Annotated in this window: 21 protein-coding genes; 11 read left to right on the forward strand and 10 right to left on the reverse strand. The window is 62.4% G+C overall.

Features of this window, described 5'->3' with window-relative positions; all coding sequences use genetic code 11:
• Positions 1-90: 90 nt before the first annotated feature.
• Complete coding sequence (locus tag HFRIS_RS20850) at positions 91-570, reverse strand: SixA phosphatase family protein (RefSeq protein WP_006464980.1); 480 nt, start codon at positions 568-570, stop codon at positions 91-93.
• A 54-nt stretch (positions 571-624) separates the two neighbouring features.
• Positions 625-2,739 carry a polyphosphate kinase 1 gene (gene ppk1 / locus HFRIS_RS20855; RefSeq protein ID WP_006464981.1) on the reverse strand — a complete coding sequence of 705 codons (2,115 nt, stop codon included), beginning with the start codon at positions 2,737-2,739 and terminating at the stop codon, positions 625-627.
• A 394-nt stretch (positions 2,740-3,133) separates the two neighbouring features.
• On the opposite strand from ppk1, the gene pstS reads away from it, so the two are divergent.
• From pstS to HFRIS_RS20895, 8 genes are all read left to right on the forward strand, one after another.
• Positions 3,134-4,183, forward strand: coding sequence for a phosphate ABC transporter substrate-binding protein PstS (pstS, locus tag HFRIS_RS20860; protein WP_006464982.1), 1,050 nt, complete (start codon positions 3,134-3,136; stop codon positions 4,181-4,183).
• Positions 4,184-4,355: 172 nt separating this feature from the next.
• Positions 4,356-5,366: a phosphate ABC transporter permease subunit PstC gene (gene pstC, locus HFRIS_RS20865; protein ID WP_039876741.1), complete on the forward strand. Its 1,011-nt coding sequence runs from the start codon at positions 4,356-4,358 to the stop codon at positions 5,364-5,366.
• Positions 5,366-6,262 carry a phosphate ABC transporter permease PstA gene (pstA, locus tag HFRIS_RS20870; protein WP_006464984.1) on the forward strand — a complete coding sequence of 299 codons (897 nt, stop codon included), beginning with the start codon at positions 5,366-5,368 and terminating at the stop codon, positions 6,260-6,262. Before pstC ends, pstA begins: the two co-directional genes overlap by 1 nt.
• A gap of 35 nt (positions 6,263-6,297) precedes the next feature.
• Positions 6,298-7,098, forward strand: coding sequence for a phosphate ABC transporter ATP-binding protein PstB (pstB, locus tag HFRIS_RS20875; protein WP_006464985.1), 801 nt, complete (start codon positions 6,298-6,300; stop codon positions 7,096-7,098).
• A 171-nt stretch (positions 7,099-7,269) separates the two neighbouring features.
• Positions 7,270-7,980, forward strand: coding sequence for a phosphate signaling complex protein PhoU (phoU, locus tag HFRIS_RS20880; protein WP_006464986.1), 711 nt, complete (start codon positions 7,270-7,272; stop codon positions 7,978-7,980).
• Between the two features lie 87 nt (positions 7,981-8,067).
• Positions 8,068-8,745: a response regulator gene (locus tag HFRIS_RS20885; protein WP_006464987.1), complete on the forward strand. Its 678-nt coding sequence runs from the start codon at positions 8,068-8,070 to the stop codon at positions 8,743-8,745.
• A gap of 76 nt (positions 8,746-8,821) precedes the next feature.
• The gene (gene phoR / locus HFRIS_RS20890; protein ID WP_039876744.1) at positions 8,822-10,132 is read left to right on the forward strand and encodes a phosphate regulon sensor histidine kinase PhoR; all 1,311 of its coding nucleotides are present in this window, start codon (positions 8,822-8,824) and stop codon (positions 10,130-10,132) included.
• Between the two features lie 363 nt (positions 10,133-10,495).
• On the forward strand, positions 10,496-12,121 hold the full coding sequence (locus tag HFRIS_RS20895) for a methyl-accepting chemotaxis protein (protein ID WP_006464989.1): 1,626 nt from the start codon (positions 10,496-10,498) through the stop codon (positions 12,119-12,121).
• A gap of 86 nt (positions 12,122-12,207) precedes the next feature.
• On the opposite strand, the gene HFRIS_RS20900 is transcribed toward HFRIS_RS20895, so the two are convergent.
• From HFRIS_RS20900 to HFRIS_RS25975, 6 genes are all read right to left on the reverse strand, one after another.
• The gene (locus HFRIS_RS20900) at positions 12,208-13,527 is read right to left on the reverse strand and encodes an MFS transporter (RefSeq protein ID WP_006464990.1); all 1,320 of its coding nucleotides are present in this window, start codon (positions 13,525-13,527) and stop codon (positions 12,208-12,210) included.
• A 184-nt stretch (positions 13,528-13,711) separates the two neighbouring features.
• Positions 13,712-14,464 (reverse strand): SDR family NAD(P)-dependent oxidoreductase, encoded by a 753-nt coding sequence (locus tag HFRIS_RS20905; protein ID WP_006464991.1) that lies wholly within the window; start codon positions 14,462-14,464, stop codon positions 13,712-13,714.
• Positions 14,465-14,622: 158 nt separating this feature from the next.
• Complete coding sequence (locus HFRIS_RS20910; RefSeq protein WP_006464992.1) at positions 14,623-15,468, reverse strand: ureidoglycolate lyase; 846 nt, start codon at positions 15,466-15,468, stop codon at positions 14,623-14,625.
• A gap of 349 nt (positions 15,469-15,817) precedes the next feature.
• Complete coding sequence (locus HFRIS_RS20915) at positions 15,818-16,564, reverse strand: glucose 1-dehydrogenase (RefSeq protein WP_006464993.1); 747 nt, start codon at positions 16,562-16,564, stop codon at positions 15,818-15,820.
• Between the two features lie 454 nt (positions 16,565-17,018).
• Positions 17,019-18,380, reverse strand: coding sequence for a Fic family protein (locus HFRIS_RS20920; RefSeq protein WP_006464994.1), 1,362 nt, complete (start codon positions 18,378-18,380; stop codon positions 17,019-17,021).
• Positions 18,381-18,735: 355 nt separating this feature from the next.
• Positions 18,736-20,466, reverse strand: coding sequence for a methyl-accepting chemotaxis protein (locus tag HFRIS_RS25975; RefSeq protein WP_006464995.1), 1,731 nt, complete (start codon positions 20,464-20,466; stop codon positions 18,736-18,738).
• A gap of 883 nt (positions 20,467-21,349) precedes the next feature.
• Between HFRIS_RS25975 and HFRIS_RS20930 the strand changes: the two genes are divergently transcribed.
• From HFRIS_RS20930 to copD, 3 genes are all read left to right on the forward strand, one after another.
• Positions 21,350-22,258 (forward strand): LysR family transcriptional regulator, encoded by a 909-nt coding sequence (locus HFRIS_RS20930; RefSeq protein WP_006464996.1) that lies wholly within the window; start codon positions 21,350-21,352, stop codon positions 22,256-22,258.
• A gap of 145 nt (positions 22,259-22,403) precedes the next feature.
• Positions 22,404-22,778 (forward strand): copper homeostasis periplasmic binding protein CopC, encoded by a 375-nt coding sequence (copC, locus tag HFRIS_RS20935; RefSeq protein ID WP_006464997.1) that lies wholly within the window; start codon positions 22,404-22,406, stop codon positions 22,776-22,778.
• Positions 22,775-23,668 (forward strand): copper homeostasis membrane protein CopD, encoded by an 894-nt coding sequence (gene copD / locus HFRIS_RS20940; RefSeq protein ID WP_006464998.1) that lies wholly within the window; start codon positions 22,775-22,777, stop codon positions 23,666-23,668. The genes copC and copD overlap by 4 nt, the downstream gene beginning before the upstream one ends.
• Before the next feature lie 39 nt (positions 23,669-23,707).
• Here copD and HFRIS_RS20945 read toward each other — a convergent pair whose 3' ends face one another.
• Positions 23,708-25,252: a lyase family protein gene (locus HFRIS_RS20945; RefSeq protein WP_006464999.1), complete on the reverse strand. Its 1,545-nt coding sequence runs from the start codon at positions 25,250-25,252 to the stop codon at positions 23,708-23,710.
• Between the two features lie 171 nt (positions 25,253-25,423).
• Entirely contained in the window at positions 25,424-26,194 is a 771-nt protein-coding gene (locus tag HFRIS_RS20950) for an SDR family oxidoreductase (protein WP_006465000.1), read from the reverse strand.
• Positions 26,195-26,294 lie beyond the last annotated feature (100 nt).

The following is a 26,294-nucleotide window of genomic DNA, read 5'->3' on the forward strand; positions in this document are numbered from 1 at the left end:
CCGAAAAAAGACAAAAGCAAAAAGCAAAAACGCTGCGACCAGCCCGTGCCGGTCGCAGCGTTTTTTATGCCTGCCTTGTCAGATCGGCCGTCAGCGCGGGTGATGCTTGCCCGAGGTCGCCAGCAATTCCGGTGCCACCACCGCCTTGAGGTAGTTGGTGGTGACGTCGCCGCGTTCGCGCTGGCTGATCCACCAGATATTGGCCTTGCGCAGCGACCACTCCTGCGGCTGGCCGCAGATCAGTTGTGCGGCCACCTGGCCCAGTGTCGGCTGGTGACCGACGATGAGTACCGGCTCGCGGCTGTCCGGCCAGTTGGCCGCCCGCAGCAGGTCGGCCGCAGTCATGTTGGGGGCCAGGTCGGCCACCACCTTGTGCCGGCGCTTGAGGGCCTCCACCGTCTGCAAGGTGCGTGTCGCGGGACTGACCAGGATACGGCAGCTTTCCGGCAGGTTGCGGTCCAGCCATTCAGCCATCTTGGCAGCCTGCTTGTGACCCTTCGGGGTCAGGGCGCGGCCCTCGTCGGGTTCGCCCAGCTCGGCCTCGGCATGTCGCCATAGAATCAGGTCCATCTCAGCTCCTCGGATAAATCGGCAGGTGGCGTCGGGAGTGCTTCGGTGTCGGGCTCACTCTTCCGGTGGCGTGGCCGGAATGCCCAGCGTGGTCATCAGGTGTTGCTGGGCGTTGAAGCACTGCTGCTTGGTGCGCGGTTTCTTGAGCGTATAGACGCCATTGACGTCGAGTTGCCAGGAATTGGTGTTGTCCTTCAGGTAGGGGTTCAGACCTTCCGAAATCACCCGCTTCTTCAGCGTCTTGTCCAGCACCGGGAAGGCTACCTCGATACGGCGGAACAGGTTGCGGTTCATCCAGTCCGCACTGGCCAGGTAGACATCGTGGGCCAGGTCGTTGCGGAAGTAATAGATGCGCGAGTGCTCCAGATAGCGGCCGATGATGGATCGCACCTTGATGTTTTCCGACAGTCCCCGCACACCCGGGCGCAGCGCGCAGGCACCGCGCACGATCAGGTCGATCTTGACGCCATCGGCCGAGGCCGCGTAGAGGGCGCGGATCACCGACTCGTCCAGCAGCGCATTCATCTTGGCGATGATGCGCGCCGGCCGGCCTTCGCGGGCGATCTGGCCTTCGTTGCGGATGGCACGGATGATTTCCTTCTGCAGCGAGAACGGCGCCAGCCACAGATGCGTGAGATTGCGCGGCTTGGTCAGGCTGGTGAGATGGATGAAGACCTCGTTGACTTCGGCCGTGAGCTCCTGGTTCGAGGTCAGGAGGCCGAAGTCGGTATAGAACTTGGTGGTATTTGGGTGATAGTTGCCGGTGCCGAGGTGGGCGTAGAAGCGCAGGCCCTGGTCGTCGTCGCGGCGGATCACCAGTGCCAGCTTGGCGTGCGTCTTCAGGCCTACCACCCCATAGACCACCTGCGCTCCGGCCTGCTCCAGTTTGACTGCCCAGTTGATGTTGGCTTCTTCATCGAAGCGCGCCATCAGTTCCACGATCACCGTCACTTCCTTGCCGTGCTGGGCGGCGTAGATCAGCGCCTCCATCAGGTCCGAGTTCATGCCGGTACGGTAGATGGTCTGCTTGATGGCCAGCACGCGCGGGTCGTGGGCGGCGGTGCGGATGAAATCCACCACCGGCTGGAAGGACTGGAACGGGTGGTGCAGCAGCACGTCCTTCTTGTCCAGGGCGGCAAAGATATTCTCGCTGGCCAGTTGCGGCGGCAGGGTGGGGGAGAAGGGCGGGAAGCGCAACTCCGGCTGGTTGACCAGGTTCACGATCTCGCCCAGGCGCACCATGTTCACCGGACCCTGTACCGCGTACAGGCGGTTGCGTTCGATGTTGAACTGGTTCAGCAGGAACTGCGCCAGGTGTTCGGGGCAATTGGCCGCCACTTCCAGGCGCACCGCCACGCCGAACTGGCGGCTCTGCAATTCGGTTTCCAGGGCCTGGCGCAGGTTCTTGACCTCTTCTTCATCGACCCACAGGTCGCTGTTGCGGGTCACGCGGAATTGCGAATAGGCGGTGATGTCGCGTCCCGGGAACAGGTCGGCGATGTGTGCATGGATCACCGAGGACAGCAGGCAGAACGAGGACTGGCCCTTGGCCGAGAGATGGTCCGGCAGCTTGATCACGCGCGGCAGCACCCGTGGCGCCTTGACGATGACGATGGCCGTGCCGCGCCCGAAGGCATCCTTGCCGGAGAGCTCGATGATGAAATTGAGGCTCTTGTTATGGACCTGCGGGAAGGGGTGGGCCGGGTCCAGGCCGATGGGCGTCAGCAGCGGGCGCACATGCTGCTCGAAATACTGCTTGACCCAGGCGCGCTGTGCCTCGTTGCGGTCATCGTGGCGCAGCAGGTGGATACCGTTGGCCGCCAGTTGCGGCAGGATTTCGTCGTTGAGCAGTTCGTACTGGCGCGTCACGATGCGGTGGCATTCGGCGCTGGTGCGTTCCAGCGCGGCGCGCAGTTCGGGCGGATCGATATTCTCGCCCTCGATGCGATTGGCCAGCAGGCTGGCGATGCGCACTTCGAAGAATTCATCCAGGTTGCTGCTGCAGATGCAGAGGTAACGCAGGCGTTCCAGCAGCGGCACGCTGTCGTCTTCGGCCTGGGCCAGCACGCGTCGGTTGAAGGCCAGCTGCGACAGTTCGCGATTGAGGTAAATCGTATTGGCGGGAAGTTCAGGAGGTGTGCTGCTTTCCGGTTTTGCTTTTCTGATCATCAATGTTCCCTGTCCATCCACTTTGAGCGGGCAGTGTATTTAGGAGGTATGACGAGTTTATGACAACACTCATGTCGCTTTGTCACATTGCTTCAGTATAAGAGCAAGCCCATGTGATGACAAAAACATATTTGCTCATATGCAATGCGGGTTTGTCGGCATGACACGGAATTGTCAGGAAACCCGCGTGCAGCCTGGCGCCTGGTTTTGCAGCCCGGTACCAGGATCTGCCCCGGCGCCCGGCGAAGGGCCGCCGGGGCTGGCCTGGATGACAAGTTCGGGTCATAAACTCGTCACATTAGCTGGTTAAAGTTCGCCCTGTCTCGGAAGTCATCCCTCCCATCGTGATGTTTCTTTCTGACGTTCCTCTCTCAAAATCATAGGAGTAGTTGAAATGGGGTTTAACCATCTGATCAAATCTGTTGCAGTCGCAGTGGCCGGCGCTTTCGCCTTCAGCGGTGCCGCTCATGCAGCAGAAATCACCGGCGCCGGCGCCTCCTTCCCGTACCCGGTCTACGCCAAGTGGGCTGAACTGTACAAGACTGCCACCGGCAACAGCCTGAACTACCAGTCCATCGGTTCCGGTGGTGGTATCAAGCAGATCAAGGCCAAGACCGTCGACTTCGGCGCCTCCGACGCCCCGCTGCCGCAGAGCGAACTGGCCGAAGCCGGTCTGACCCAGTTCCCGGCCGTGGTCGGTGGCGTGGTCCCGGTGGTCAACCTGGACGGCGTTACCCCGGGCCAGATCAAGCTGTCGGGCCAGGTTCTGGGCGACATCTACGCTGGCAAGATCACCAAGTGGAACGCGCCTGAGATCACCGCCCTGAACCCGGGCGTGAAGCTGCCGGCCGACGACATCACCGTCGTCTACCGTTCGGACGCCTCGGGCACTTCCTATGTGTTCACCTCCTACCTGTCCAAGGCCAATGCCGACTTCAAGGCCAAGATCGGTGCCGGTACCGCCGTCAAGTGGCCCACCGGCGTGGGTGGCAAGGGTAACGAAGGCGTTGCCGCCAACGTGCAGAAGGTCAAGGGCTCCATCGGCTACGTCGAGTACGCCTACGTCAAGAAGAACAAGCTGAACTACACCCAGCTCAAGAACAAGGACGGCAACTTCGTCTCCCCGGATGACTCCTCCTTCAAGGCTGCCACCGCCCACGGCGACTGGGCCAAGACCCCGGGCTTCGCAGTTGACTTCACCGACGCCGCCGGCAAGGAATCGTGGCCGATCTCCAGCGCCACCTTCATCCTGCTGCACAAGGAACAGGCTGGCGATGGCGCCAAGGGCCGCGAAGTCCTGAAGTTCTTCGACTGGGCCTACAAGAATGGTGGCAAGGTCGCCGCCGACCTGGACTACGTGCCGCTGCCGGATTCGGTCACCAAGCTGGTGGAAGATTCCTGGAAGAGCAACGTCAAGGACAGCAGCGGCAAGGCGATCTGGTAAGCCACCGTCAAGTCCGGCCGGGCTCTGAACAGGCCCGGCCAAGCAAGCCTCTCCCCTACGGAGTATTCGGGCCATCGCAGCGAGAACGAGCAACTCTGGAGCACAGAGCATTCGCGGCGATGGCCCGTTTTAATGGTGAATTCAAATGAGCGCTAATTATTCCACCACGGCAATGTCGAATACCGAAGTCAAAAAATCCCCGACAGAGACTGATAGTGCGCAGGTCGCGCGCGAGAAGTTGATGGCCGTCATGCGCCGCCAGCGACTGCAGGACTTCTTCTTCCACAAGATCACCCTGATTTTCGCCCTGTCAGTGCTGCTGATGCTGGGCGGGATCATCGTGTCCCTCATCATCGGTGCTGCACCCGCGTTCCAGGCCTTCGGCCCGGGCTTCATCACCCGCGTCGAATGGGACCCGACCAATAACGAATTCGGCGCCATGATCGCCATCGTGGGTACGCTGTCGACCTCGATCATCGCCTTGCTGATCGCCTTTCCGGTCAGCTTCGGCATCGCCCTGTTCCTCACCGAAATCTGCCCCGCCAAGCTGCGCCGCCCGCTGGGTACCTGCGTGGAGCTGCTGGCCGGCGTGCCTTCCATCATCTACGGCATGTGGGGCCTGTTCGTGTTCGCGCCGCTGTTCTCGGAATACGGCCAGCCCTTCCTGAAGGCCACGCTGGGCCAGATTCCCGGCATCGGCGTGCTGTTCTCGGGCCCCACCATGGGCATCGGCATCCTCACCGCCGGCCTGATCCTGTCGGTGATGATCATCCCCTTCATCTCCTCGGTGATGCGCGACGTCTTCGAAGTGGTGCCGGCCGTGCTGAAGGAATCGGCCTACGGCCTCGGTTGCACCCGCTGGGAAGTGGTGCGCAAGGTGGTGCTGCCCTACACCAAGACCGGCGTGGTCGGTGGCGTGATGCTGGGCCTGGGCCGCGCTCTGGGCGAGACCATGGCGGTCACCTTCGTGATTGGCAACTCGCACCGCCTGTCCTGGTCGCTGTTCTCGGCCGGCAACTCGATCGCCTCGACCCTGGCCAATGAAATCGCCGAAGCCTCCAGCAAGCTGCACGTGTCCTCGCTGTTCGCGCTGGGCCTGATCCTGTTCGTCATCACCTTCATCGTTCTGTCCGCCGCCAAGATCATGTTGATGGGCATGACCCGCAAGGAAGGAGCCAAATAATGAGCCAGACCGTACCAACCGGCAGCGCCGCCGCCAACGCGCCGCAAGCCATCAATCCCGTCTACCGCAAGCGCCTGCTGCAGCATCGCATGGGCATGCTGTTCTCCTTCCTGGCCATGGGCCTGGGCCTGTTCGTGCTGGCCTGGATCCTGCTGACCCTGGTCTTCAAGGGCGTGGCCGCGCTCAATCTGGGCCTGCTGACCGAAAACACCCCCGGACCGGGCGATGCCGGCGGCGGCCTGTTGAACCCCATCGTCGGCTCGCTGATGATGGTCGGCATCAGCACCCTGATCAGTACCCCCATCGGCATCCTGGCCGGCGTCTACCTGGCCGAGTATGGCGAGGAGAGCAAGCTGGCCCAGGTGACCCGCTTCGTCACCGACATCATGCTGTCGGCACCGTCCATCGTGATCGGCCTGTTCATCTACGCCATCTACGTGGCCAACGTGAACCACTTCTCGGGCTGGGCCGGTACCTTCGCCATCTCGCTGATCGCCATTCCGGTGGTGGTGCGTACCACCGACAACATGCTGAAGCTGGTCCCCAGTGGTCTGCGTGAAGCCGCCTTCGCACTTGGTGCGCCGCGCTGGAAGGTGGCCATCATCGTGCGCCTGCGTGCCGTCAAGGCCGGCGTGGTGACCGGCGTGCTGCTGGCGGTGGCCCGCATCTCGGGCGAGACCGCGCCGCTGCTGTTCACCGCCCTGAACAACCAGTTCTTCAGCACCAACATGAACCGTCCGATTGCCAACCTGCCGGTGGTGATCAACCAGTTCGCCATGAGCCCGTATGACAACTGGGTCTCGCTGGCATGGGGCGGCGCCTTGCTGATCACCTTCAGCGTGCTGCTGCTCAACGTGCTCTCGCGCACCCTGTTCAAGCAACAAATCCCCGGCTAATTCTCCAAGTGACCGACATGACTACTGCTCATCAAATGGCAAGCCACGCTACTACCGCATCCGCCAACGCTGCTGCGGACAAGAAGGCCACGCTCGAAGTTTCGCAACTGAATTTCTACTACGGCGGATTCCAGGGCCTCAAGAACATCAACCTCAATATCTGGGAAGGCAAGGTCACCGCCTTCATCGGTCCCTCGGGCTGCGGCAAGTCGACCCTGCTGCGCACTTTCAACCGCATGTACGACCTGTACCCCGGCCAGCGTGCCGAGGGCAAGATCATCTACGCCGGCAACAACATCCTGGAGCCGGGACAAGACCTGAACATGCTGCGCGCCAAGGTCGGCATGGTGTTCCAGAAGCCGACCCCGTTCCCGATGTCGGTCTACGACAACATCGCCTTCGGCATCCGCCTGTACGAAAACCTGCCCAAGGGCGAGATGGACGAGCGCGTCGAATGGGCGCTCAACAAGGCGGCATTGTGGGGTGAAGTCAAGGACAAGCTGCACAAGAGCGGTCTGTCGCTCTCCGGTGGTCAGCAACAGCGTCTGTGCATCGCCCGCGGCGTCGCGGTCAAGCCGGAAGTGCTGCTGCTGGACGAGCCGACCTCGGCGCTGGACCCCATCTCCACGGCCAAGGTGGAAGAGCTGATCGGTGAGCTGAAGAACGACTACACCATCGCCATCGTGACCCACAACATGCAGCAGGCGGCCCGCTGCTCGGATTACACCGCCTACATGTACCTGGGCGAGCTGGTGGAGTTTGGCGAGACGGACCAGATCTTCATGAATCCGGTGCGCAAGGAAACCCAAGACTACATCACCGGCCGGTTCGGCTGAACCGTCGTCTCGGCTACTGCGCGCTCCGATTTCGCGTCTGCGATGCTCGCCGTACTCCAGTACGGCTGCGCTTCTCGACGCGAACTCGAAGCGCTCGCTACGCCGATACGACGATTCCACAGAGTAGTCAGGGCACATATTTTTTATAGAATTTTCTTTTAGGGACGTCACATGACCGGCGATCATTCCTCCAAACAGTATGACCAGGATCTGGAGCAGATCCGCTCCAAGGTGCTTGCCATGGGCGGCATGGTGGAGCATCAGTTCCAGGATGCGATTGCGGCTTTCCGTAACGGTAACCTGGACGTGGCGCATCGCGTGATGAAGGACGACGAGGCCGTCAATCGGCTGGAAGTCGAACTCGATGATGCCTGCAGCCACCTCATCGTGCGTCGCCAGCCGACCGCCAATGACCTGCGTACCGTCATGGCGACCATCAAGATCATCACCGACCTGGAACGCGTGGGCGACGAGGCGACCAAGATCGCCCGGACCGCCATCCACCTGCACAAGCGGGGGATCGGTCTGGTGTCGCATTACGAGACCGTGAGCCTGATCGCCGAGCAGGCCATGGACCAGCTGCGTAGCGCCCTGGATGCGTTCGCCCGCCTGGATGACAAGCAGGCCGCCGAGCTGATCAAGCAGGATGAACGCATCGACCACGGCTTCCGCTCCATCACCCGCAGCCTGATCACCTTCATGATGGAAGACCCGCGCACCATCTCCGGTTCCATCGATACCCTGTGGGTGGCCAAGGCCATCGAACGTATCGGCGACCATGCCAAGAACATCGCCGAGTATGTCGTCTACGTGGTCGGTGGCAAGGATATCCGCCATACCGACTTCGGTTCGGCCAAGTCGATCGAAGACGAAGAAGACTGATAGCACGGCGCCGGTGGTGGCGGTCGGGAAGAGCCGTCCATCACCGGGTTGCGGAGGGGAGACCCGCGATACTGCTCAACCGATACCATGACTACTATCCTCATCGTCGAAGACGAACCCTCCATTGCCGAACTGATTGCCTTCACCCTCAAGGAGGCGGGCTGGTCCAGTTTCGTCGTCTCCAACGCGGCGGCGGCCTGGGACTTCGTCCAGCATCGCGCCCCGCAACTGGTGCTGCTGGACTGGATGCTGCCGGACCGTAGCGGCTTGCACCTGCTCTCGCGCATCCGCGCCGATCGCCAGCTGCAGCAGCTGTCGGTAATCATGCTCACCGCCAAGAGCATGGAAGAAGACAAGATCGCCGGCCTCGACAACGGTGCCGATGACTACATCACCAAGCCCTTCTCGCCGCGCGAGCTGACCGCCCGCATCAAGGCGCTGCTGCGTCGCAAGAGCCCGGAGCACGCGCAGGAAGTGATGTCGGCCGGTCCGATTACGCTCGATCCGGCCAGTTGCTCGGTGAGCCTGTCGGGTGCGCGCATCGATATCGGCCATGCCGAATACAAGCTGCTGAAGTTCTTCCTGGCCCATCCCGACCGCGTGTTTTCGCGCAGCCAGTTGCTGGACCGGGTCTGGGGGGACCACGTGGTGATCGAAGAGCGCACCGTGGATGTCCACGTGCTGCGCCTGCGCAAGGCCCTGCGCGATGCCGAGTACCTGATCAAGACGGTACGCAGCGTCGGCTACATGCTCTCCACCAAATAAGCCCGCCGCCGCCCTATTCAGGCGACAATAACAAATCCGGGCGCGCGGGCGCCTGCAAGATCTATCTGCCAAATCAATGAGTCCACAACTTCTGTTCTGGATTCCTGCTGTATTGCGCCTGGTGTTGTGCCTGGCCGGAGCGGGAGTCGTCGGTTTCTTCTTTGGCCCGATCATCGGGCTGGTCACGGCAGTGCTGGCGGTGGGGGCGATGATGATCGCCCACCTGCATTACCTGCTGCGCCTGTCGACCTGGCTGGATGATTCCGGCCAGTCGCGCCTGCCCGACGGCTGGGGCGCCTGGACCGATGTCTATGCGCGCCTGTACCGCATGCGCCGCGATGACGAGAAGAACCAGGCCGAACTGGCCGAGTGGCTGGCGCGTTTCCGCCAGGCCATGAGCCTGCTGCCCGATGGCGTGGTGATCATGGATGACGTGCTGTTCCTGGAATGGTGCAACCCGGCCGCGCAGCAACACCTGGGGCTCAAGCTGGACCGCGACAAGGGCATGCGCGTGACCAACCTGATCCGCAACCCGGCCTTCATCGACTACATCATCCTGGGTCGCTACGAGCAGCCGCTTACGCTGGCCCTGCATGAGCGCAAGCTGATCATCCAGATCATCCCCTTTGAAAACCGGCGCCAGATCCTGGTCACCCACGACGTCACCGAGTCGCAGCGTATCGACATGATGCGCCGCGATTTCGTGGCCAATGCCTCGCACGAGCTGCGCACGCCCTTGACGGTCATCAACGGTTTCCTGGAAATCGCCCTGGCCCAGCCCAACCTGGACGAAACGATCCGTACCGCCCATCTGAAGCTGATGACCGAGCAGGGGCAGCGCATGCAGAACCTGATCGACGACATGCTCACCCTGACCCGGCTGGAATCGATCGACTATCCGCTGCGCTCGGAAGTGCTGCGGGTGCGCCCCTTGCTGGAACGCATCGCCGAAGAGGGGCGGGCGTTGTCGGCCGGCAAGCATGACATCCGCCTCGTGGTCGAAGGCCCCGATCTCAAGGGCAATGCCGACGAGTTGCGCAGTGCCTTCACCAACCTCGTCACCAATGCCGTGCGCTATACCCCGGAAGGCGGCACCATCACCCTGCGCTGGCAGAGCGATGAGCAGGGCGCGCATTTTGCGGTGCAGGATACCGGCATCGGCATCAGCCCTGAGCACATCTCGCGCCTCACCGAGCGCTTCTACCGCGTCGACAAGAGCCGTTCCCGCGAGACCCAGGGCACCGGCCTGGGGCTGGCCATCGTGCGCCATGTCCTGCTGCGCCACCATGCGACACTGGACATCGCCTCGGTGCCGGATCACGGCAGTACCTTCACCGTGCATTTCCCGGCGTCCCAGACCATCGAGGACTACGCCGAACAGCATTGAGCAGATGCGAGCAGGAAACACCTGTGAAAGGCAATTGGAAAGGATGCTTCGGCATCCTTTTTTGATGTTTGAATTGCCGGGGCGGGCGTACCATGTGCGCAATAGCTCAGCATGAGCGCTCCGTCTCTACGTACAAATACGAATGCCTGCCGGCAAGACTTGTTGGCAACAATAGCGCCACTCGCGGCAATCGAGGTAATCGCGGCACCGGCGCGGCCATCAGCCTGCCCGGCTCGTACGCTTGTCATGGTCCCGCGCTCAGGAAAACCCTGATCGCGCCTGTCCGTGTTTGCTTGCATCATCGGCCCGTGCGCCGTTCTTGGCGCCGGCCGACCCTCCACCCTTGCGCAAGAAGAGAGACAGATGAGCTATTTTTCCCACATGAAGATAGGCCGCCGCCTGGCCCTGGGTTTCGCTGTCATCCTGGCGGCTGCCAGCGTGGTGGTGGCATTGTCGATCTGGCGCCTGCATGGCATTGCCGCCGCTACCGACGAGATGATGCATGAACCCCTGACCAAGGAGCGACTGGTCTCGGACTGGTATCGCACCATCCATACCAGTGTGCGCCGCACGACGGCCATCGCCAAGAGCGCCGACGCCAGTCTGGCAGCCTTCTTTGCCGATGACGCCGCCGCCGCCAGCCGCATGTCCACCGAGCAGCAGAAGGCCATCGAAGCGCTGCTTGAGAGCGATCAGGAGAAAGAGGTCTTCGCCAAGCTCTCGGCCGTGCGCAAGGATTACATCAAATATCGCGACGCCATCTCCAAGGCCAAGGCCGATGGCCAGACCGAAGAAGCCGCCAGGATCCTGGCGGGGCCCTATGATGTGGCCGCCAAGGGGTATCTGGATCTGCTGCAGCAATTGCTCAATGTGCAGCGTGCCAACATTGACCAGGTGGCCGTCCACATCCACGACACCTATCTCCAGAGCCGCAACCTGATGCTGGCGCTGGCCGTGCTGCAGGTGGTGCTGGGCTGGCTGTTCGCACGCAGTCTGGCACTGGGCATTACCCGCCCGCTGGAGCAGGCGGTGGACGTGGCCGAAGCGGTGGCCGCAGGCGACCTCACCATGCGCGTCGATGAAACCCTTGCAGCGCGCCGCGACGAGACCGGCAAACTCATGCACGCCCTGCATGCCATGACGGGCAACCTGGCGCGCATCGTCGGCCAGGTGCGCAGCGGCACCGATGCCATCGCCACCGCCTCGCGCGAGATCGCCACCGGCAACCTCGATCTGTCGGCGCGCACCGAACGCCAGGCCGGCGCCCTGGAAGAGACCGCCTCGGCCATGGAAGAACTGACCTCCACCGTCTCGCAGAACGCCGACAATGCACGCCAGGCCAACCAGCTGGCGGCCTCGGCATCGTCGGTGGCACAGCAGGGCGGGGAGGTGGTGTCGCAGGTGATCTCGACCATGGGCTCCATCAACGAATCCTCACGCAAGATCGTCGACATCATCAGCGTCATCGATGGCATCGCCTTCCAGACCAATATCCTGGCCCTGAACGCCGCCGTCGAAGCAGCCCGAGCCGGCGAGCAGGGACGCGGCTTTGCCGTGGTGGCCTCCGAGGTGCGCTCGCTGGCCCAACGCTCGGCCTCCGCCGCCAAGGAAATCAAGACCCTCATCGATGACTCCGTGAGCAAGGTCGGCTCCGGCAGCGAACTGGTGGTCCGTGCCGGCAGCACCATGGACGAGGTGGTCTCCAGCGTGCATCAGGTGGCCCAGATCGTGGCCGAGATCACTGCCGCCAGCAGCGAGCAGAGCGACGGCATCAGCCAGGTCAACCTGGCCATCAACGACATGGACCAGACCACCCAGCAGAATGCGGCACTGGTGGAGCAGGCCGCAGCCGCCGCCGAAGCAATGCAGGAACAGGCGGCGCGCCTGTCGGAGGTGGTCAGCCAGTTCCGCTTGCTGGCCCAGGATCAGGTGGCTTACGCCCACGCCGGCAGCGTCGATATCACACCCCTCAGGCCGGCCCTGCGTTGAGATCGCCTCTCCCAAAAAAAGAACCCGCCATGGTGGCGGGTTCTGCAAGGGTTCGGAAATCGTTTATATCATTTCCGTATACTCGCTCATTGCTGTGCCGGCTCCTTGAAATACACCCGACGCGGCAAGGCCCACAGCAGCAGTGCCGCACCCACCAGGCATTCCAGCGCCACCACGTACAGGCCCAGTGCGGCGCTGCCGGTGATGTCGCGGATCTTGCCGACCATGTAGGGCGTGATGATCCCGCCCAGCTGGCCCACCGAGTTGATCAGCGCGATGCCGGCCGCGGCTGCGGCACCACTGAGCACGCGCGGTGGCAGGATCCAGAACAGGCCGATGCCGGCGATGATGCCAGTGGCCGCTGCCGACAGCGCCACCACCAGGATCAGGGTATTGCTGCCGAACCAGGCGCTGGCGGCGTAGCCGATGGCACCCATCAGCGCGCAGGCAGCCAGGTGCCAGCGACGCTCGCCGGTACGGTCGGAGTTGCGGCCGATCAGGATCATGCCCAGGCCGGCGCACAGGTAAGGCACCATCGAGATCAGGCCGATGATGAAGGTGTCATCGGTGCCGGCCGACTTGATCAGCTGCGGCATCCAGAACACCAAGCCATAGATGCCCGAAGCCAGCATCAGGTAGATCAGCGACATGACGATGGTGGCCGGCTGCCGGATCGCTTCGCCGAAGGAGTGGGCCGCCTCGCTCTTGGGTTCGGCCGCGATGCGCTCGATCAGCAGGCGCTTTTCTTCCGGCTTCAACCAGCCTGCGTCCTCGATATGGTCATCGATGACCAGATAGCACACCACGCCCAGCAGGATCGAAGGAATACCTTCCAGCAGGAACAGCCATTGCCAGCCATGCAGCGCGCTCACGCCATGGGTGAACTTCATGATGCCGCCCGAGATCGGGCCGCCGATGATGCCGCATACCGCAATGGCCGCCATGAACAGCGAATTGATGCGACCCCGGCGCGCCGACGGGAACCAGTTGGTGAAGAAGTACAGCGCACCCGGTACGAAGCCCGCTTCCAGGCTGCCGATCAGAAAGCGCAGCACATAGAAGCTGGTCTCGCTGGTAACGAACATCATCGCCGCCGAGGCGATGCCCCAGGTGACCATGATGCGGGCGATCCAGCGCTTCGGCCCGACCTTGTGCAGGATCATGTTGCTGGGCACTTCGAAGAGGAAGTAACCGACGAAGAAGATGCTGGCGCCCAGGCCATAGACGGCATCCGAGAAGCCCAGGTCGCTTTGCATCTGCAGCTTGGCGAAGCTGATGTTGACCCGGTCCAGGTAGGCGAACACGAAACAGATCATCAGCAGCGGTACGAAGCGCCAGGTGATACGGCGATAGAGCTGGGTTTCCATGTGCTCCGCCGCGCTGGCCGGAATGGTGGTGGTAGTCATGCGGGGTCTCTCCTCTAGCTTTTTCAAAAAATGAAGGCGCAAAAAGTCCATCGCCTCCGCGCAGTGCGGGAGGTCGTCTTATCGTGTTGTTGTCTTGTTGTAGTGCGAGGGGTGGCGCACGGAAGGACTCCGTGCGCCATGGCCGTTCACGCGATCCACGCCGGCGGCAGCCGGCGCCGGAGCATCAGTAGGTCGCGCGGCCGCCCGACAGGTCGAACACGGAGGCGGTGGTGAAGGAATTCTCTTCCGACACCAGCCAGGCCACCATGGCCGCCAGTTCTTCCACCTTCACGAAGCGTGCACGCGGGATCTTCGAGAGCATGTACTCGATGTGTGCCGGCGTGCATTGCTCCAGGATGCGGGTCTGCGCCGCTGCCGGAGTGATGGCATTGACGGCGATGTTCTTGGTCGCGGTTTCCTTGCCCAGGCTCTTGGTGAGGGCGATCATGCCGGCCTTGGCGGCGCTGTAGGCCGAGGCGGTGGGATTGCCTTCCTTGCCGGCGATGGAAGCGATGTTGACGATGCGGCCGTAGTTCTGCGCGATCATGCGCTGGACCACCACCTGGTTGACGTAGAAGGCACCGTTGAGGTCGATGTCGATGACGCGACGCCATTCTTCCGGCGAATAGTCCGCCACCGGATTGTTCTGGCCGGCGATACCGGCGCTGTGCACCAGGATGTCGATGGACTGGGTCAGCTTCTCGGTGGCTTCGATGGCCTTCTTGACGTCGGCTTCGCTGGAGATGTCGACCTTCACGGTCTCCACATTGCCCAGCGCTTCCAGCTTGCTGCGCGCGTCGGCCAGTGCCTTTTCATCCATGTCCCACAGCACGACCTTGGCCTTGCCCTGCAACAGACGTTCAGCCACGGCATAGCCGAAGCCCTGCGCACCGCCGGTGATGATGGCGCTGCGGCCCTGGAAATCGTAGTGATTCATTGTTTCTCCTTCCCTGATTCGGTCATTGGGTAACGCAGGCCGCACGAGCCTGCGCAACATTTTTTCTTGTTATTGAATTGGATTTGGCTGCGCCACCGGATGGCGGCGCAGCACTGACGCGGCGCTGAGGCCGCGATGATGCAGCGATGATGCAGCGATCAGGCGTCGATGGTCTTCTGCTGTTGCTCGCCCAGGCCGTCGATGCCCAGACGCATGGTCTGGCCAGCGCGCAGGAACACCGCTTCCGGCTTGACGCCCATGCCCACGCCCGGCGGAGTGCCGGTGGAGATGACGTCGCCCGCCTGCAGGCTCATGAAGCGCGACAGGTAGGACACGATGTGCGCCACGCCGAAGATCATGGTGCTGGTGTTGCCGTTCTGGTAGCGCTTGCCATCCACTTCCAGCCACATGCCCAGCTTCTGCGGATCGGCCACTTCGTCGCGGGTTACCAGCCAGGGGCCGATGGGGCCGAAGGTATCGCAGCCCTTGCCCTTGTCCCAGGTGCCGCCGCGCTCGATCTGGTATTCGCGCTCGGAGACGTCGTTGACCACGCAATAGCCGGCCACGTGGGACATGGCGTCCTTCTCGTCGATATAGGTACCGCCCTTGCCGATGACCACGCCCAGTTCCACTTCCCAGTCGGTCTTCTTGGAGCCGCGGGGGATCTTGACGTCGTCATTGGGGCCGACCACGGCCGAGGTCCACTTGTTGAACACCACCGGTTCGGCCGGGATGGGCAGGTTGGATTCGGCCGCATGGTCCGCATAGTTCAGGCCGATGCAGATGAACTTGCCGATATTGCCCACGCAGGCGCCGATGCGCGGCGAGCCTTCGACCACCGGCAGGCTGGCGATGTCGAGCTTGCGAATCTTGTCCAGCGAAGCATCGTCCAGGGCGGCGCCGTTGACGTCCTTGATATGGGCCGACAGGTCGCGGATCTTGCCGGACTGATCGAGGATGCCGGGCTTTTCCTGCCCAACCGGGCCGTAACGCAGTAATTTCATCTGGTTTCCTTGAAGAAAGAGTTGTCTCGGATCGGCGTCGTCGCCCGCTGGCGGCGCATTGGCGCGCAAGCGAATGGGATCACCTGTCGTTTTGGAAGTTGGATATTACCAGTTTATTGGTAAGACCAATAGGCCAATTTTGTGGGGAAGGGCAAATTGACTTGCGTGTGTCAGTTTTGAACGCAAATCGACACCAGGAGCATCTTCTGGCAAAACAAGGGGTGAAAAAGGCGAAAAGGGGCGAGGCAAAAGCGCCTCACCCCTTTTCATCTTTTCTTGAAATAAAACCTCGGGTCGACTATCTAATCCCTTTTTTATTTCTAGGCCGCCACTCCTGTGGAATGGTTTCTTAGCGGCTGCCGCCGCCGGCCAGAATCTTCTCGCCAGTCAACCAGCGTGCATCATCCGACGCCAGGAATGTGACCACGTCGGCAATATCATTGGGCTGGCCAATGCGGCCCAGCGGCGTGGTGCTCACGGCCCAGGTCTCCAAATCCGAACCGATAAAGCCGGCACTGTGTGTGCCTTCAGTCTCGACCATGCCCGGATTGACGCTGTTGACGCGGATCTTGCGCGGCGCCAGTTCCTTCGCCAGCACGCCGGTGATTGCATCGACGGCACCCTTGGTGGCAGTGTAGACGGCGCTGCCGGGCGGCGTGATGCTGCTGACGACAGAGCCGATGTTGATGACGCTGGCACCTTCCTGCAGATGCTTGGCGGCGGCTTGGGTTACCAGCAGCAGGCCCAGCACGTTGACGTTGAACTGTTTATGAAAATGCTCTTCGGTGATGGCTTCCAGCGGCACCATGTCGTATACGCCCGAATTGTTGACCAGAATGTCGAGGCGACCATATTCCTTGATGGCGGCGTCGATGATGCCTGCCGCATGCGCTGCATTGGACACGTCGCCGCCCACGGCCACTGCACGGCCACCTGCGGCGACGATCTCGCCCACGACCTTGTCGGCGCCGGCGCGGCTGGTCGCGTAGTTGACGACAACGGCGGCACCGCTGGCTGCCAGCGCCTTGGCGATGGCAGCGCCGATTCCTTTCGATGCGCCCGTGACGACGGCGACCTTGCTTTGAAGTTTGCTCATGATGCTTCCTTTCTGTTGGTGGAGGAAGAATGTCGGAGACGACATCTTGGTCGCACTATAAGCAGCATGTTTTTACGGATAAAGCCGCCTTTTTCGACTTCACTGTTCGTTAAATAAATACAATCTATTTGATTGATTGTTTGTGTCTATCTGGCGGCGGTATCGACGCGCGGGAGAAGAATGGACAGTTCTATCCGGAACGTCCGCTTTATCGCGTCATGCTCAAGGCCCTGTCGACCAGGGGTTCGGTTGCGCAGCATACCTCGCGCGGCACAGCCGTCATTTCCGGAAAATGGACCGTGCCAGGCTGGCGCTATCTGCGCGGCGCATTGGCGGTCATGCGGCGGGAGGCGGGGTTCTGATCTGGCGCGCTACCTCAGTGACTCAGTGGACGACAAGTCCGCTCGTCGATGAAATGAACGCGGGGAGGGCGAGGCTTTGCTAGTTGTTGCCTTCATTGCCGCTGCGCCTTTTTCCATTCAACGAACTCAGAAGGCCGCAAACCATAACGCGCCAGCACGCCTTCATGCAAGCGCTTGAGCTCGTCGATGATCAGCGCTTGCACCTGGGCTTGTTCATGGCCAGGCACCTGCTGTGCTACCGCTTGCTGAATGCTGGCGAGCGGTTCAATCCCTGGATGGGTGATGATCTCGCGTAGGGTCTGCCTGATCAGGTCGCGCCAGATCAGCCGCAGGGGATCGGGCTCCGCCAGGTCCTGCCTGATGGCCAGGTATTCCTGCGTCGAGCGTTCATAGGCCCAGACATAGAGGTCGCGCAGCAACTCCACCCGGGTCATTTCGTATATCCCAAGCGTTGCACGGCTATACGCCTGCTCGGGGACATCCAGGAAGGTCAGCGGGCATAGATTGGCCCGGAACAGCGGCAGGTTGGCCGCCAGCCGGGAGGTACGCTTGTTGATGTCCGCGAAGGGCTGCAGGTAGGGCAGTTGCACCATCATGAAAAAGGATTGTTCGAACGGGTCCGTGATCTGGTCCGCCTTCAGCAGCAAGATGTCCAGCGTGGCTTCGATCTGCTGCGGCGTGGATAGCGGGCGATAGACGCTCTTGCCAATGTCGACGGCATGCTGGCGGATGCGCCCTTCATCGGCCGGGTTGGGCAAGAGGTTTTCCGCCAGGGCGCTGTGCAGGTTGAACAGGGTGTAGCGATTCAGCCCCGCGCTGTCGATGTTCTCGACCAGGAATTCGATGGCCGTCTTGTGGTTCAGGATCATCTGGGTCTCGACGGCCCCCTTGCCACGCGCAGCCTTGCCATGTTCGATGAGCTCGCGCGTATCGAGGCGCGAGTAGGTATTGCCTTCCAGATGACTCGATGCCCATGACAGATCGATCAGCAAGCGATTCAGGATTGCCCGGCTGTAGGTGCCGGCCGGCGCGTCGACGTCCTTGGTCTGGCCCATCTTGTGCAGTTGGCGGCGCAGTGACTCCGACAGGTACCAGGTCTCATTGGGGCGATAGGCCTCCAGAAAATCGTGCTGGTAGCCCACCGGCTTGCGTGCCTGCACAGGCTGATTGATATAGGCCAGGATGTCCTGGCTGTCCGCAGAGAGCGGGATGAAGCCGGGAAAGACATCCTCGCTACCAGGAAGAACCTCGGCCTCGCCCGACATGCCGGCACTGACATAGCGACGCGCCCGGCCTTCGCCACGAGCCACGATCTGGCCGGCCTCGACCAGCTCGGCAAGGCGCCGCTGCGCTGTTCGCCGCGCGATGTCGGGGTGTTGCCCCAGAATGGCAGCCAGCGTCAATCCGTCGTGCGCACTCTGGATACTGCTCAACAAATCGGTCGTGGAAGACATCGGGGAGGGCCGCCATGGGGCAGAGTTGAGGAGAGATGGCGCGATTATGGCGCGATTTGTGGAATCGCGCCATATTTGCCTTCTTTATCGCGCCACATCGTGCCAAAACCGCGCCATTTTTAAGCGATGAATGGCGCGATTCCGCGGCTTAAAGTCAATTCAGCGTGGAAACAGCCGCCGAGCAGGTCTGACGCCACCCGGCCTGGCGGCCGGCCGATAGCCGTTGCGCCTGGCGCGGTTGATCAGCGCGCTCCTATGGGGTGTCATGCTGGGCTGGGTCTACTGAAGCGAGTCGCCGAACGCCGCCGATGGCGGCACTTCGTTTGAGCGCATTCGTGACCAGCCCATGCCCTGCTCAGAAGGTCGCCCAATCCTCCTCTTTCGCCGCCTGCGCGGCACTCTGATGGTTCAGGCGCCGGGGCACGGCGTGGCCCACGGCCTGGCTGGCCGTGGAGGTCTTGATGGCTGTAATGGCCGGCGACGCTGCCGGGCGGGGCGCATCCTGGTAGCTAATGGCGTTCTGTCCCAGGTTGAAGATGCTCACGATCTGGGCCAGGGCATCGGCCTGGTCCTGCAGCGCGCGCGAGGCGGCAGCGGCTTCTTCCACCAGCGAGGCATTCTGCTGGGTCACATCGTCCATCTGCATGATGGCCTGGTTGATCTGCTCGATGCCGGCGGTCTGTTCCACGCTGGCCGCCGAGATCTCGCCGATGATGGACGTCACCTTGCGCGAATTCTCCACGATGCCGCTCATGGTAGTGCCGGCCTGGTCGGCCAGGCGCGCGCCGACAGTGACCTTTTCCACCGAGTCTTCGATGAGCGCCTTGATCTCCTTGGCGGCCGCCGCCGAGCGCTGCGCGAGATTGCGCACTTCGCTGGCGACCACCGCGAATCCGCGTCCCTGTTCGCCGGCCCGCGCCGCTTCAACGGCGGCGTTGAGGGCCAGGATGTTGGTCTGGAAGGCGATGCCGTCGATCACGCTGATGATGTCCACCACCTTCCGCGAGGAGTCATTGATGGCGCTCATGGTATCGACCACCTTGGCTACGACTTCGCCGCCTTCCAGGGCGACGGTGGAGGCAGTGGAGGCCATCTGCTTGGCGTCCTGGGCATTGTTGGCGTTGTGCTTGACGGTGGAAGTCAGTTCTTCCATCGAGGACGCCGTTTCCTCCAGGGCGCTGGCCTGCTGCTCGGTACGCGCCGACAGGTCCAGGTTACCGGTGGCGATCTGGCGCGAGCCGGTGGCGATGCTTTCGCTGCTGGTGCGCACCGTCTGCACTACCTTGCGCAAGGACGCCTGCATCATGTGCATGGCATTGACCACGCTGCCCTGGGCCGCATGGCTGGTATCGATATGGGTACTCAGGTCGCCCGAGGCGATGGCGTCGGCGGCGGCCGCCACGTCGCGTGGTTCACCGCCGAGCTGGCGCGTCAGGTTGCGCGAGATGAACAGGCCCAGCGCCACGCCGAAAAGCACGCCGCCGCAGGTCAGCACGATCAGCAGGCTGCGGATGTGGGCATAGATGAGGTCGGTCTCGTCGTTGAGCTTGTCGGCATTGTCCTTCTTGACCTCCATCATCTGCAGCATCATCTTCTCGGCCTCGTTGGCCAGCGGACGCACGGTGGAGAACAACTGGCTGGTGGACTGGCGGCCATCGGCCAGGGATTCCTTGCGCAGCACCTCGGCCGTGGCGGTGATGGCACCCCGATAGGCCTCGAAGGCCTGCCTGGCCTTGCCTACCAGGGCCAGGCCTTCGGGCGTGCTGAAGCGCTGTTCGGCTGCGCTCAATGCCTTGTCGGTGTTGTCCAGGCGCTTGGTGAGTTCATCCAGGCTGGTCGCACGTTCTTCGGCAGTCTCGGCCAGCATGGCGCTGCGGATGGCGCGATTGGACGAGCTCAGGTCCAGCGTGGCCTGGGCAGAATGGCGCAAGCCAACCACCTGCTTCTCGTACATCTCGGTGGCCAGGTCATTGATCTGCCCAGCCTTGAGGATGCCGATGGTACCGATGATGGCGCCGATCGTGGCCACGGCCAAGAAACCACCGAGGAGTTTGTGGCTGACTTTCAGATTGGTGAACCAGTTCATTGCTGCCCCTTATTTCAAATTGAGTTGCATGGCATCGCAGTCGGTCGCGTGCATGTGGTCTGGGCCAGGTTGCGTAGGTGCGTGGGAACCTGCCAATCGCTGTGGAGGACAGGAGATCGGACTTGCCTCGGCCAGAGGGGTAGGGAGGTACTGCGGAGGATGGGAGGGAGTTTCCTGGCCAGGCGTGATCCGAGATTCACCGTCGACGTGCGATCCTTGGTTCTTCTCGTGTCTGGCCAGCGGACTGTATTACAGATGAGCATCCCCGTTTAGTCCCCTGCAGCCTGAAAGACTGTTTGTAAAAACTGTGGAATGCGGGGCCGTGAGGCCCGGTTCAACTGGTCCGTGAATGCATTCCGGCGCGCCTGCTTGCTTGGCGCAATGACTCGCCTCCCGGCGCTCGGCCGTCCGAAGCGGCCGGGAGCAAGGCTTGCCGTGACTTCGTAGCGCCACGGCACGCTGCCGTATCCGTGGGGAAACTATCAAGTTAAATTAACTATTTATTTAATTTTTGCGCCCTAATCAATCCCCCCCTCCTGTATTACATTCCGCAGTTGATGCAGCTTTGCTGCCGAGCTGGTCGATCCGCCATCCGGATCGCGTGCTGCCGACGCAATCCTGTCGGCCTTGATGCCGTCTTGTCACCCGAGCCGGCCCAGGCGATGTCCTGGTCCTTGTACGGCCTGCCTTTTCCACCGGCAATATGGCCGACTCACATCTAGAGAAGAATTGCTATTCCGTACAATCCGTCATTTAAGGGAATAAGTTCATCCATATCATGTTGCGATAGAAAAAACTCGCATTGCGCCGCAACCGGATTCGGGCGCGGTCGCATCAGCATAGTGAATCAATGAGAAAACTTGGAATAGACGATCTCGCGCGAATGGCCACGTTTGCGCGCGTGGTGGAACTGGGTGCTTTTTCGCGCGCCGCCAAAGCCCTGGGCCTGACCACCTCTTCGGTCAGCCAGCATGTCAGGATGCTTGAGTTGTCATTGCAGGCGACGCTGCTCAATCGCTCCACCCGCAAGCTCAGTCTGACCGAAGCGGGTACGCTGTTCTACAAGCACTGCGCGCACATCGTCACGGCCGCCAGCGAAGCCGAGCAAAGTGTTGCGGTACTCAACAACGAGATGGTGGGAGAGTTGCGCATCGCCGTATCGAGTTTCATGTCCACCCGATACCTGATTCCGGCCCTGCATGATTTCATCAAGCACAATCCCAAGGTCAAGTTGCGCTTCGAAGTGGCCGATCACAACATCGACCTGATCGATCACCGCATCGATCTGGCACTGCGTGCAGGTCGCAATCGTCAGCCGGGTGACATCTTCCTCGGACGCTTCGCCGACGTCCTGTGCGCCTCGCCGGAATACCTCGAGAGCCGGCCACCCATCCACTCGCCGGTGGATCTGTTGCAACATGATTTCCTGCTCTTCAATCCTCATGGCGAACCTTGCTTCCTGGAGTTTTCCAACGAGGCCTCAGGCACCGTGCGCGTCCGCCTGCAACCGCGCATCAGCGCCAATCATGCTCGCTCCTTGCGCTTTCTGGCACTTGATGGTCATGGCATTGCGCGCCTGCTGCACAACAAGATCGGCGAGGATCTCCAGAGCGGACGACTGCGCCAGGTGCTCCCGCAATGGTCGCTGGGCGGTTTCGACATCTTCGTGACCGTGCGTCATCGCGACAACATGCCGGCCAAGGTGCGGCAGTGCCTGGATCATATCGAGCATTACTTTGCGTCGATCCTCCCGCTGCACGCCAGGTCGGCCTGTGCTGCGGCTTCCGGCTGAGCCTTGTATGGCTGCGACAATTTGTCGCGGGCGCGCTTGCGCCAGCGGAGTAAGCTGTTGACCCTGCCTCATCCACAGGCATTGCTTTATTCAGTCAGTCATTCAGTCATTCATTCAGTCAGTCATCTGCAGCCAGACCCACAACATGAAAAAACTCCGCCATCTCCTCCCCCTGGCCCTGCTGGCCAGCCTCGCCTTCACCTCATCGGCCTGGGCGCATGCCCATCTCAAGTCTGCGGCACCCGCCGACCAGGCGGTGGTAGCCGCTGCGGCTGCTCCTGCCGATCTGACGTTGGTGTTTACCGAAGGCCTGAACCTGAACTTCAGCGGCCTCAAGCTGCTGGGCCCTGATCAACAGGAAATCAAGCTGGGCCAGGCCATGCTGATGGACCAGGGCAAGTCGCTGATGGTCCCGGTGCCGTTGCATCTGGGCGCAGGCAAGTACACCGTGCAATGGCATGTGCTCTCGGTTGACGGTCACAAGACCGAGGGAAGCTACCACTTCACCGTCGCCCCTTGAGTGGCGCGGTAGCGCTGCTGGGGCTGTGCCGCCTGCTGCTGGACGGGGCGGCGCTGTTCCTGTGGGGAATGACGCTGATGCTGCTGGCGCTGGTGCCGCAGCCCTTGCGCGATGCTTTGTGGCAGCGTCTGGCGCTGTGCCGCCGTGTCCTTTGCACCCTGATCCTGCTGGCCGTGGCCGGCACCTTGCCGCTGCAGGCGGCGATCCTCGGTGAGGGCTGGCCTGACGCACTGCGAGTGCAGATGCTGGCGGCGGTCGCCAATGGCACCTCGATCGGTACGGCATGGTGGTGTCAGCTGAGTGCGCTGGTCCTGCTATTGGCGGCCGGCCTGTTCCGGGTCACCCTGGCCCAGCGCGCCAGCCTGCTGGCCAGTGCCATTCTCCTGGCGGGACTCTCCCTGACCGGCCACGCAGCCATGCACCAGGGCTGGCCCGGCTTGCTTCACCAGGCCAACGACGTGCTGCATGTCTGGGCCGTGGGCGCCTGGGTCGGCGCCTTGCCGGTAGTGCTGCTGGTATTGCCGCGCCTGCAGCGCAGCGCGCAAGCGCCAGAGACAGCAGAGGCGGTGACCATCCTGCGCCGCTTTTCCACGGCCGGGCATGGCGTGGTTGCGCTGGTGTGGTTCACCGGCCTGGTCAACACCTGTTTCATCCTCGGCGGCTTGCCGCTGGACTGGTCGTTTGCCTACCAGCGCCTGCTGGCACTGAAGTGCATGCTGGTGGGCGCGATGGTGCTGGTGGCGCTGTTCAATCGCTATGGACTGGTGCCGGCGCTACGCCGCCAACCGCGCGCCTTGGCGCTGCTGGCACGCCTGACCTGGCTGGAGATCCTGCTGTCGCTGCTGGTCATGGCACTGCTGGCCTGGCTGGGGATGCTGCAGCCGGACTGAGGCTGCAGCACGTCCACATCCATGGCGCGGGTGCGGGTCTTATCTGACCCCGGCCGCCGCCCCCAGCCGATCGAAGTCCGCATCCAGCTTCTCCAGCGAGGTCCGGATATGCTGCTGGCGCGCCTTGATCCAGGCGTCCTGGCGGCTCACCCGTTCATTGGCCTCGCGCAGCATGCGGTCCATCTCGGCCGGTTGCGGGCCGCCCACGGTGGCGCGATTGCGCACGATGGCAATCGGGTCCAGGGTGCTGCGGAACTCCTGCTCCGACATCGGCAACACCTGCGGGAATTCGGAATTGAGTACCGCCTGCGTGTAGATGCGCTGCGCCTGGGCATAGGGGAAGTCCAGCGGACGGATGTCATTGGCCTTGGCATATTCCACCACCTCCGACGCAAAATGATGGCCCACCCGGAACGGCAGCTTGTACTTGCGCATCAGCACGTCGGCCAGTTCCTGGGAGGCGGTCCAGTCGCTGTTGAGTTCTTCCAGCGCGCGCTGGGGATTGATGACCAGCGCATTGAGGATGCTCTCCCAGTTCTTCAGGACCTTGGCCGCATTGAGGACCATGGCCTTGTTGGCCTTCACATCCTTGGGGTCGCTCATGCCGGGCGGGATGTTGTGTGCCTGCAGGGCCGCGCCCATGCCTTCGGTGAGTACCGTGGTGGCATCGCGACGGGTGCTGTTGAGCAGGCCCGGATTGCGCTTCTGTGGCATGGCTGAGGAGACGTAGGTGTTCTCGCCCCCTTCCTGCAGCAGTATCCAGGGACGGGGCTGGGCATACTGCGTCATCACGTCCTGAATGAAGGTGCCGGCATGCAGGGCGATGGACGAGACCACCGCGCCGGCTTCCACCGGCTCATCCACCGCCGACAGTTGCGAGGCATCGTAGGCGTTGTCGACGATGGCACCGAAGCCCAGATAGTCCGCCATGCGCTGGCGGTTCAGCGGCCAGCTGGTGCCGTTGAGCACGGTGGTTCCCATCGAGGAACGGTCGATGCGGACATAGGCCTCGCGGATGCGCTGGGCATCGCGGTCCAGTGCGGCGGCAAATCCCAGCAGGTAGTGGCCATAGCTGTTGGGCTGGGCCGCTACGCCGTTGGTGTAGTTGGGCACGATGGTGTCGCGCTGGCGCGCTGCCAGCTTCACCAGGGCCGCGGTGGTGGCATTGAGCTGGGTCGCCAGGGCCAGCATGTCGTCGCGCAGGATGGCCGAACGCATGGTGGCCAGCATGTCCTGGCTGGAGCGGCCGGCATGCAGCAAGGTGATCTGCGGGCCGGCCGCCTGGATCAGCAGCGGCTCGAAGGTGATGACCAGGGTAGGGCGCTTGGCGCCCGGCTGTTCGGCATCGGCCAATACCTTGCGGATGCCCTTGACGATGAGCGGGGTCATCGATTTGTCCAGCAGGCCTTCGTCGGTATTGATGACGGCAGTGGCCTTGTTGATCTCGCCCAGCCAGAAGAATTCGTCGTGGCGTTGCTGCTGCTGTTGTGGCTGCGGTGGCTGCTGCTGCGGTTGCTGGGCATGCAGCGGGGCCGTCAGGGCCAGCAGGGCGCTGGCAAGGGCAATCGTGGAAAGTTTGTACACCTGGGTCTCCGTGGGTCTTTGGCGATGATCGTTGTTGAGAGGGCAAACCGGGTTTGCCGGGTGCCAATCTTATCCGGCAATGGCGATTCTGTTTTGTCCCGCCTCGGTTGACCACCCAGGCGCAAGGTGCTGCCGGGATGGCCGCCCCCTGCGCCTGCCGGGCAAGCCGCCTCAGGACACGCTATCGACCAGAGTTTCGCCGCCGGAGACTTCCACCACGGTGCCGGTGACGTAGGGATTGGTCATCAGGAACAGGGCGGCGTGGCCGATGTCCTCGGCGCGGCCGACGCGGCGGGCCGGGAATGCTGCGGCCACTTTCTCCTTCAGGCCGGCGCGCACCTCGGCCGGCAGGAAGCCCCACATGTCGGTATCGGTGAAGCCGGGGCGCAGGGTGTTCACGCGGGTCGGGGCCAGTTCGATGGCCAGCGCGGCCGACAAGGCTTCCACGGCTGCAAAGGCAGGTGTGACGGCCGCGAAGCCGGGCTTGGGACGTACCGCCAGGCCACCGCTGAGGAAGGTGATCGAGCCCCCGGCACGCAGCAGCGGCGCGGCATGGCGGGCACAGGCCCAGCTGCCGAGGTACTTGCCTTCCATGTAGCTGCGCGCGCCTTGCATGTCGGCGTCCATGAAACCGCCCCAGCTGCCGATGTCGGGTGCGGCGGTCACGACCAGGTGATCGAAGGCACCGATGCCCGCGAAGGCCTGGCGTACCGAGGCTTCGTCGCGCATGTCCAGGCTGACCTGTTCGAAGTTGCCCAGGTCTGCGTGTTCCTGAATGGTCGCCACCCTCCGGCTGGCAACTACGACCTGGGCCCCCGCCGCCTGCGCTGCCTGCGCAATGCCCAGGCCGATGCCGCTCTTGCCGCCGACCACCACCACCTTCTTGCCGGCGAGGTTCAGGGAGGGGGCTGCAGCGAGGGGCTGATGTGTAGATGTGCTCATGTTCAATTCTCCTCAAAGGAATGTTCAGGAGGCGCCGCTATAGCGCCGGTGCCGGTCGGGAAGCCAAAGGCTGCCCGGTCAACATGAGGAAATCGTAATT

Origin of the sequence: Herbaspirillum frisingense GSF30, assembly GCF_000300975.2 — a bacterium.
Taxonomy (GTDB): domain Bacteria; phylum Pseudomonadota; class Gammaproteobacteria; order Burkholderiales; family Burkholderiaceae_D; genus Herbaspirillum; species Herbaspirillum frisingense.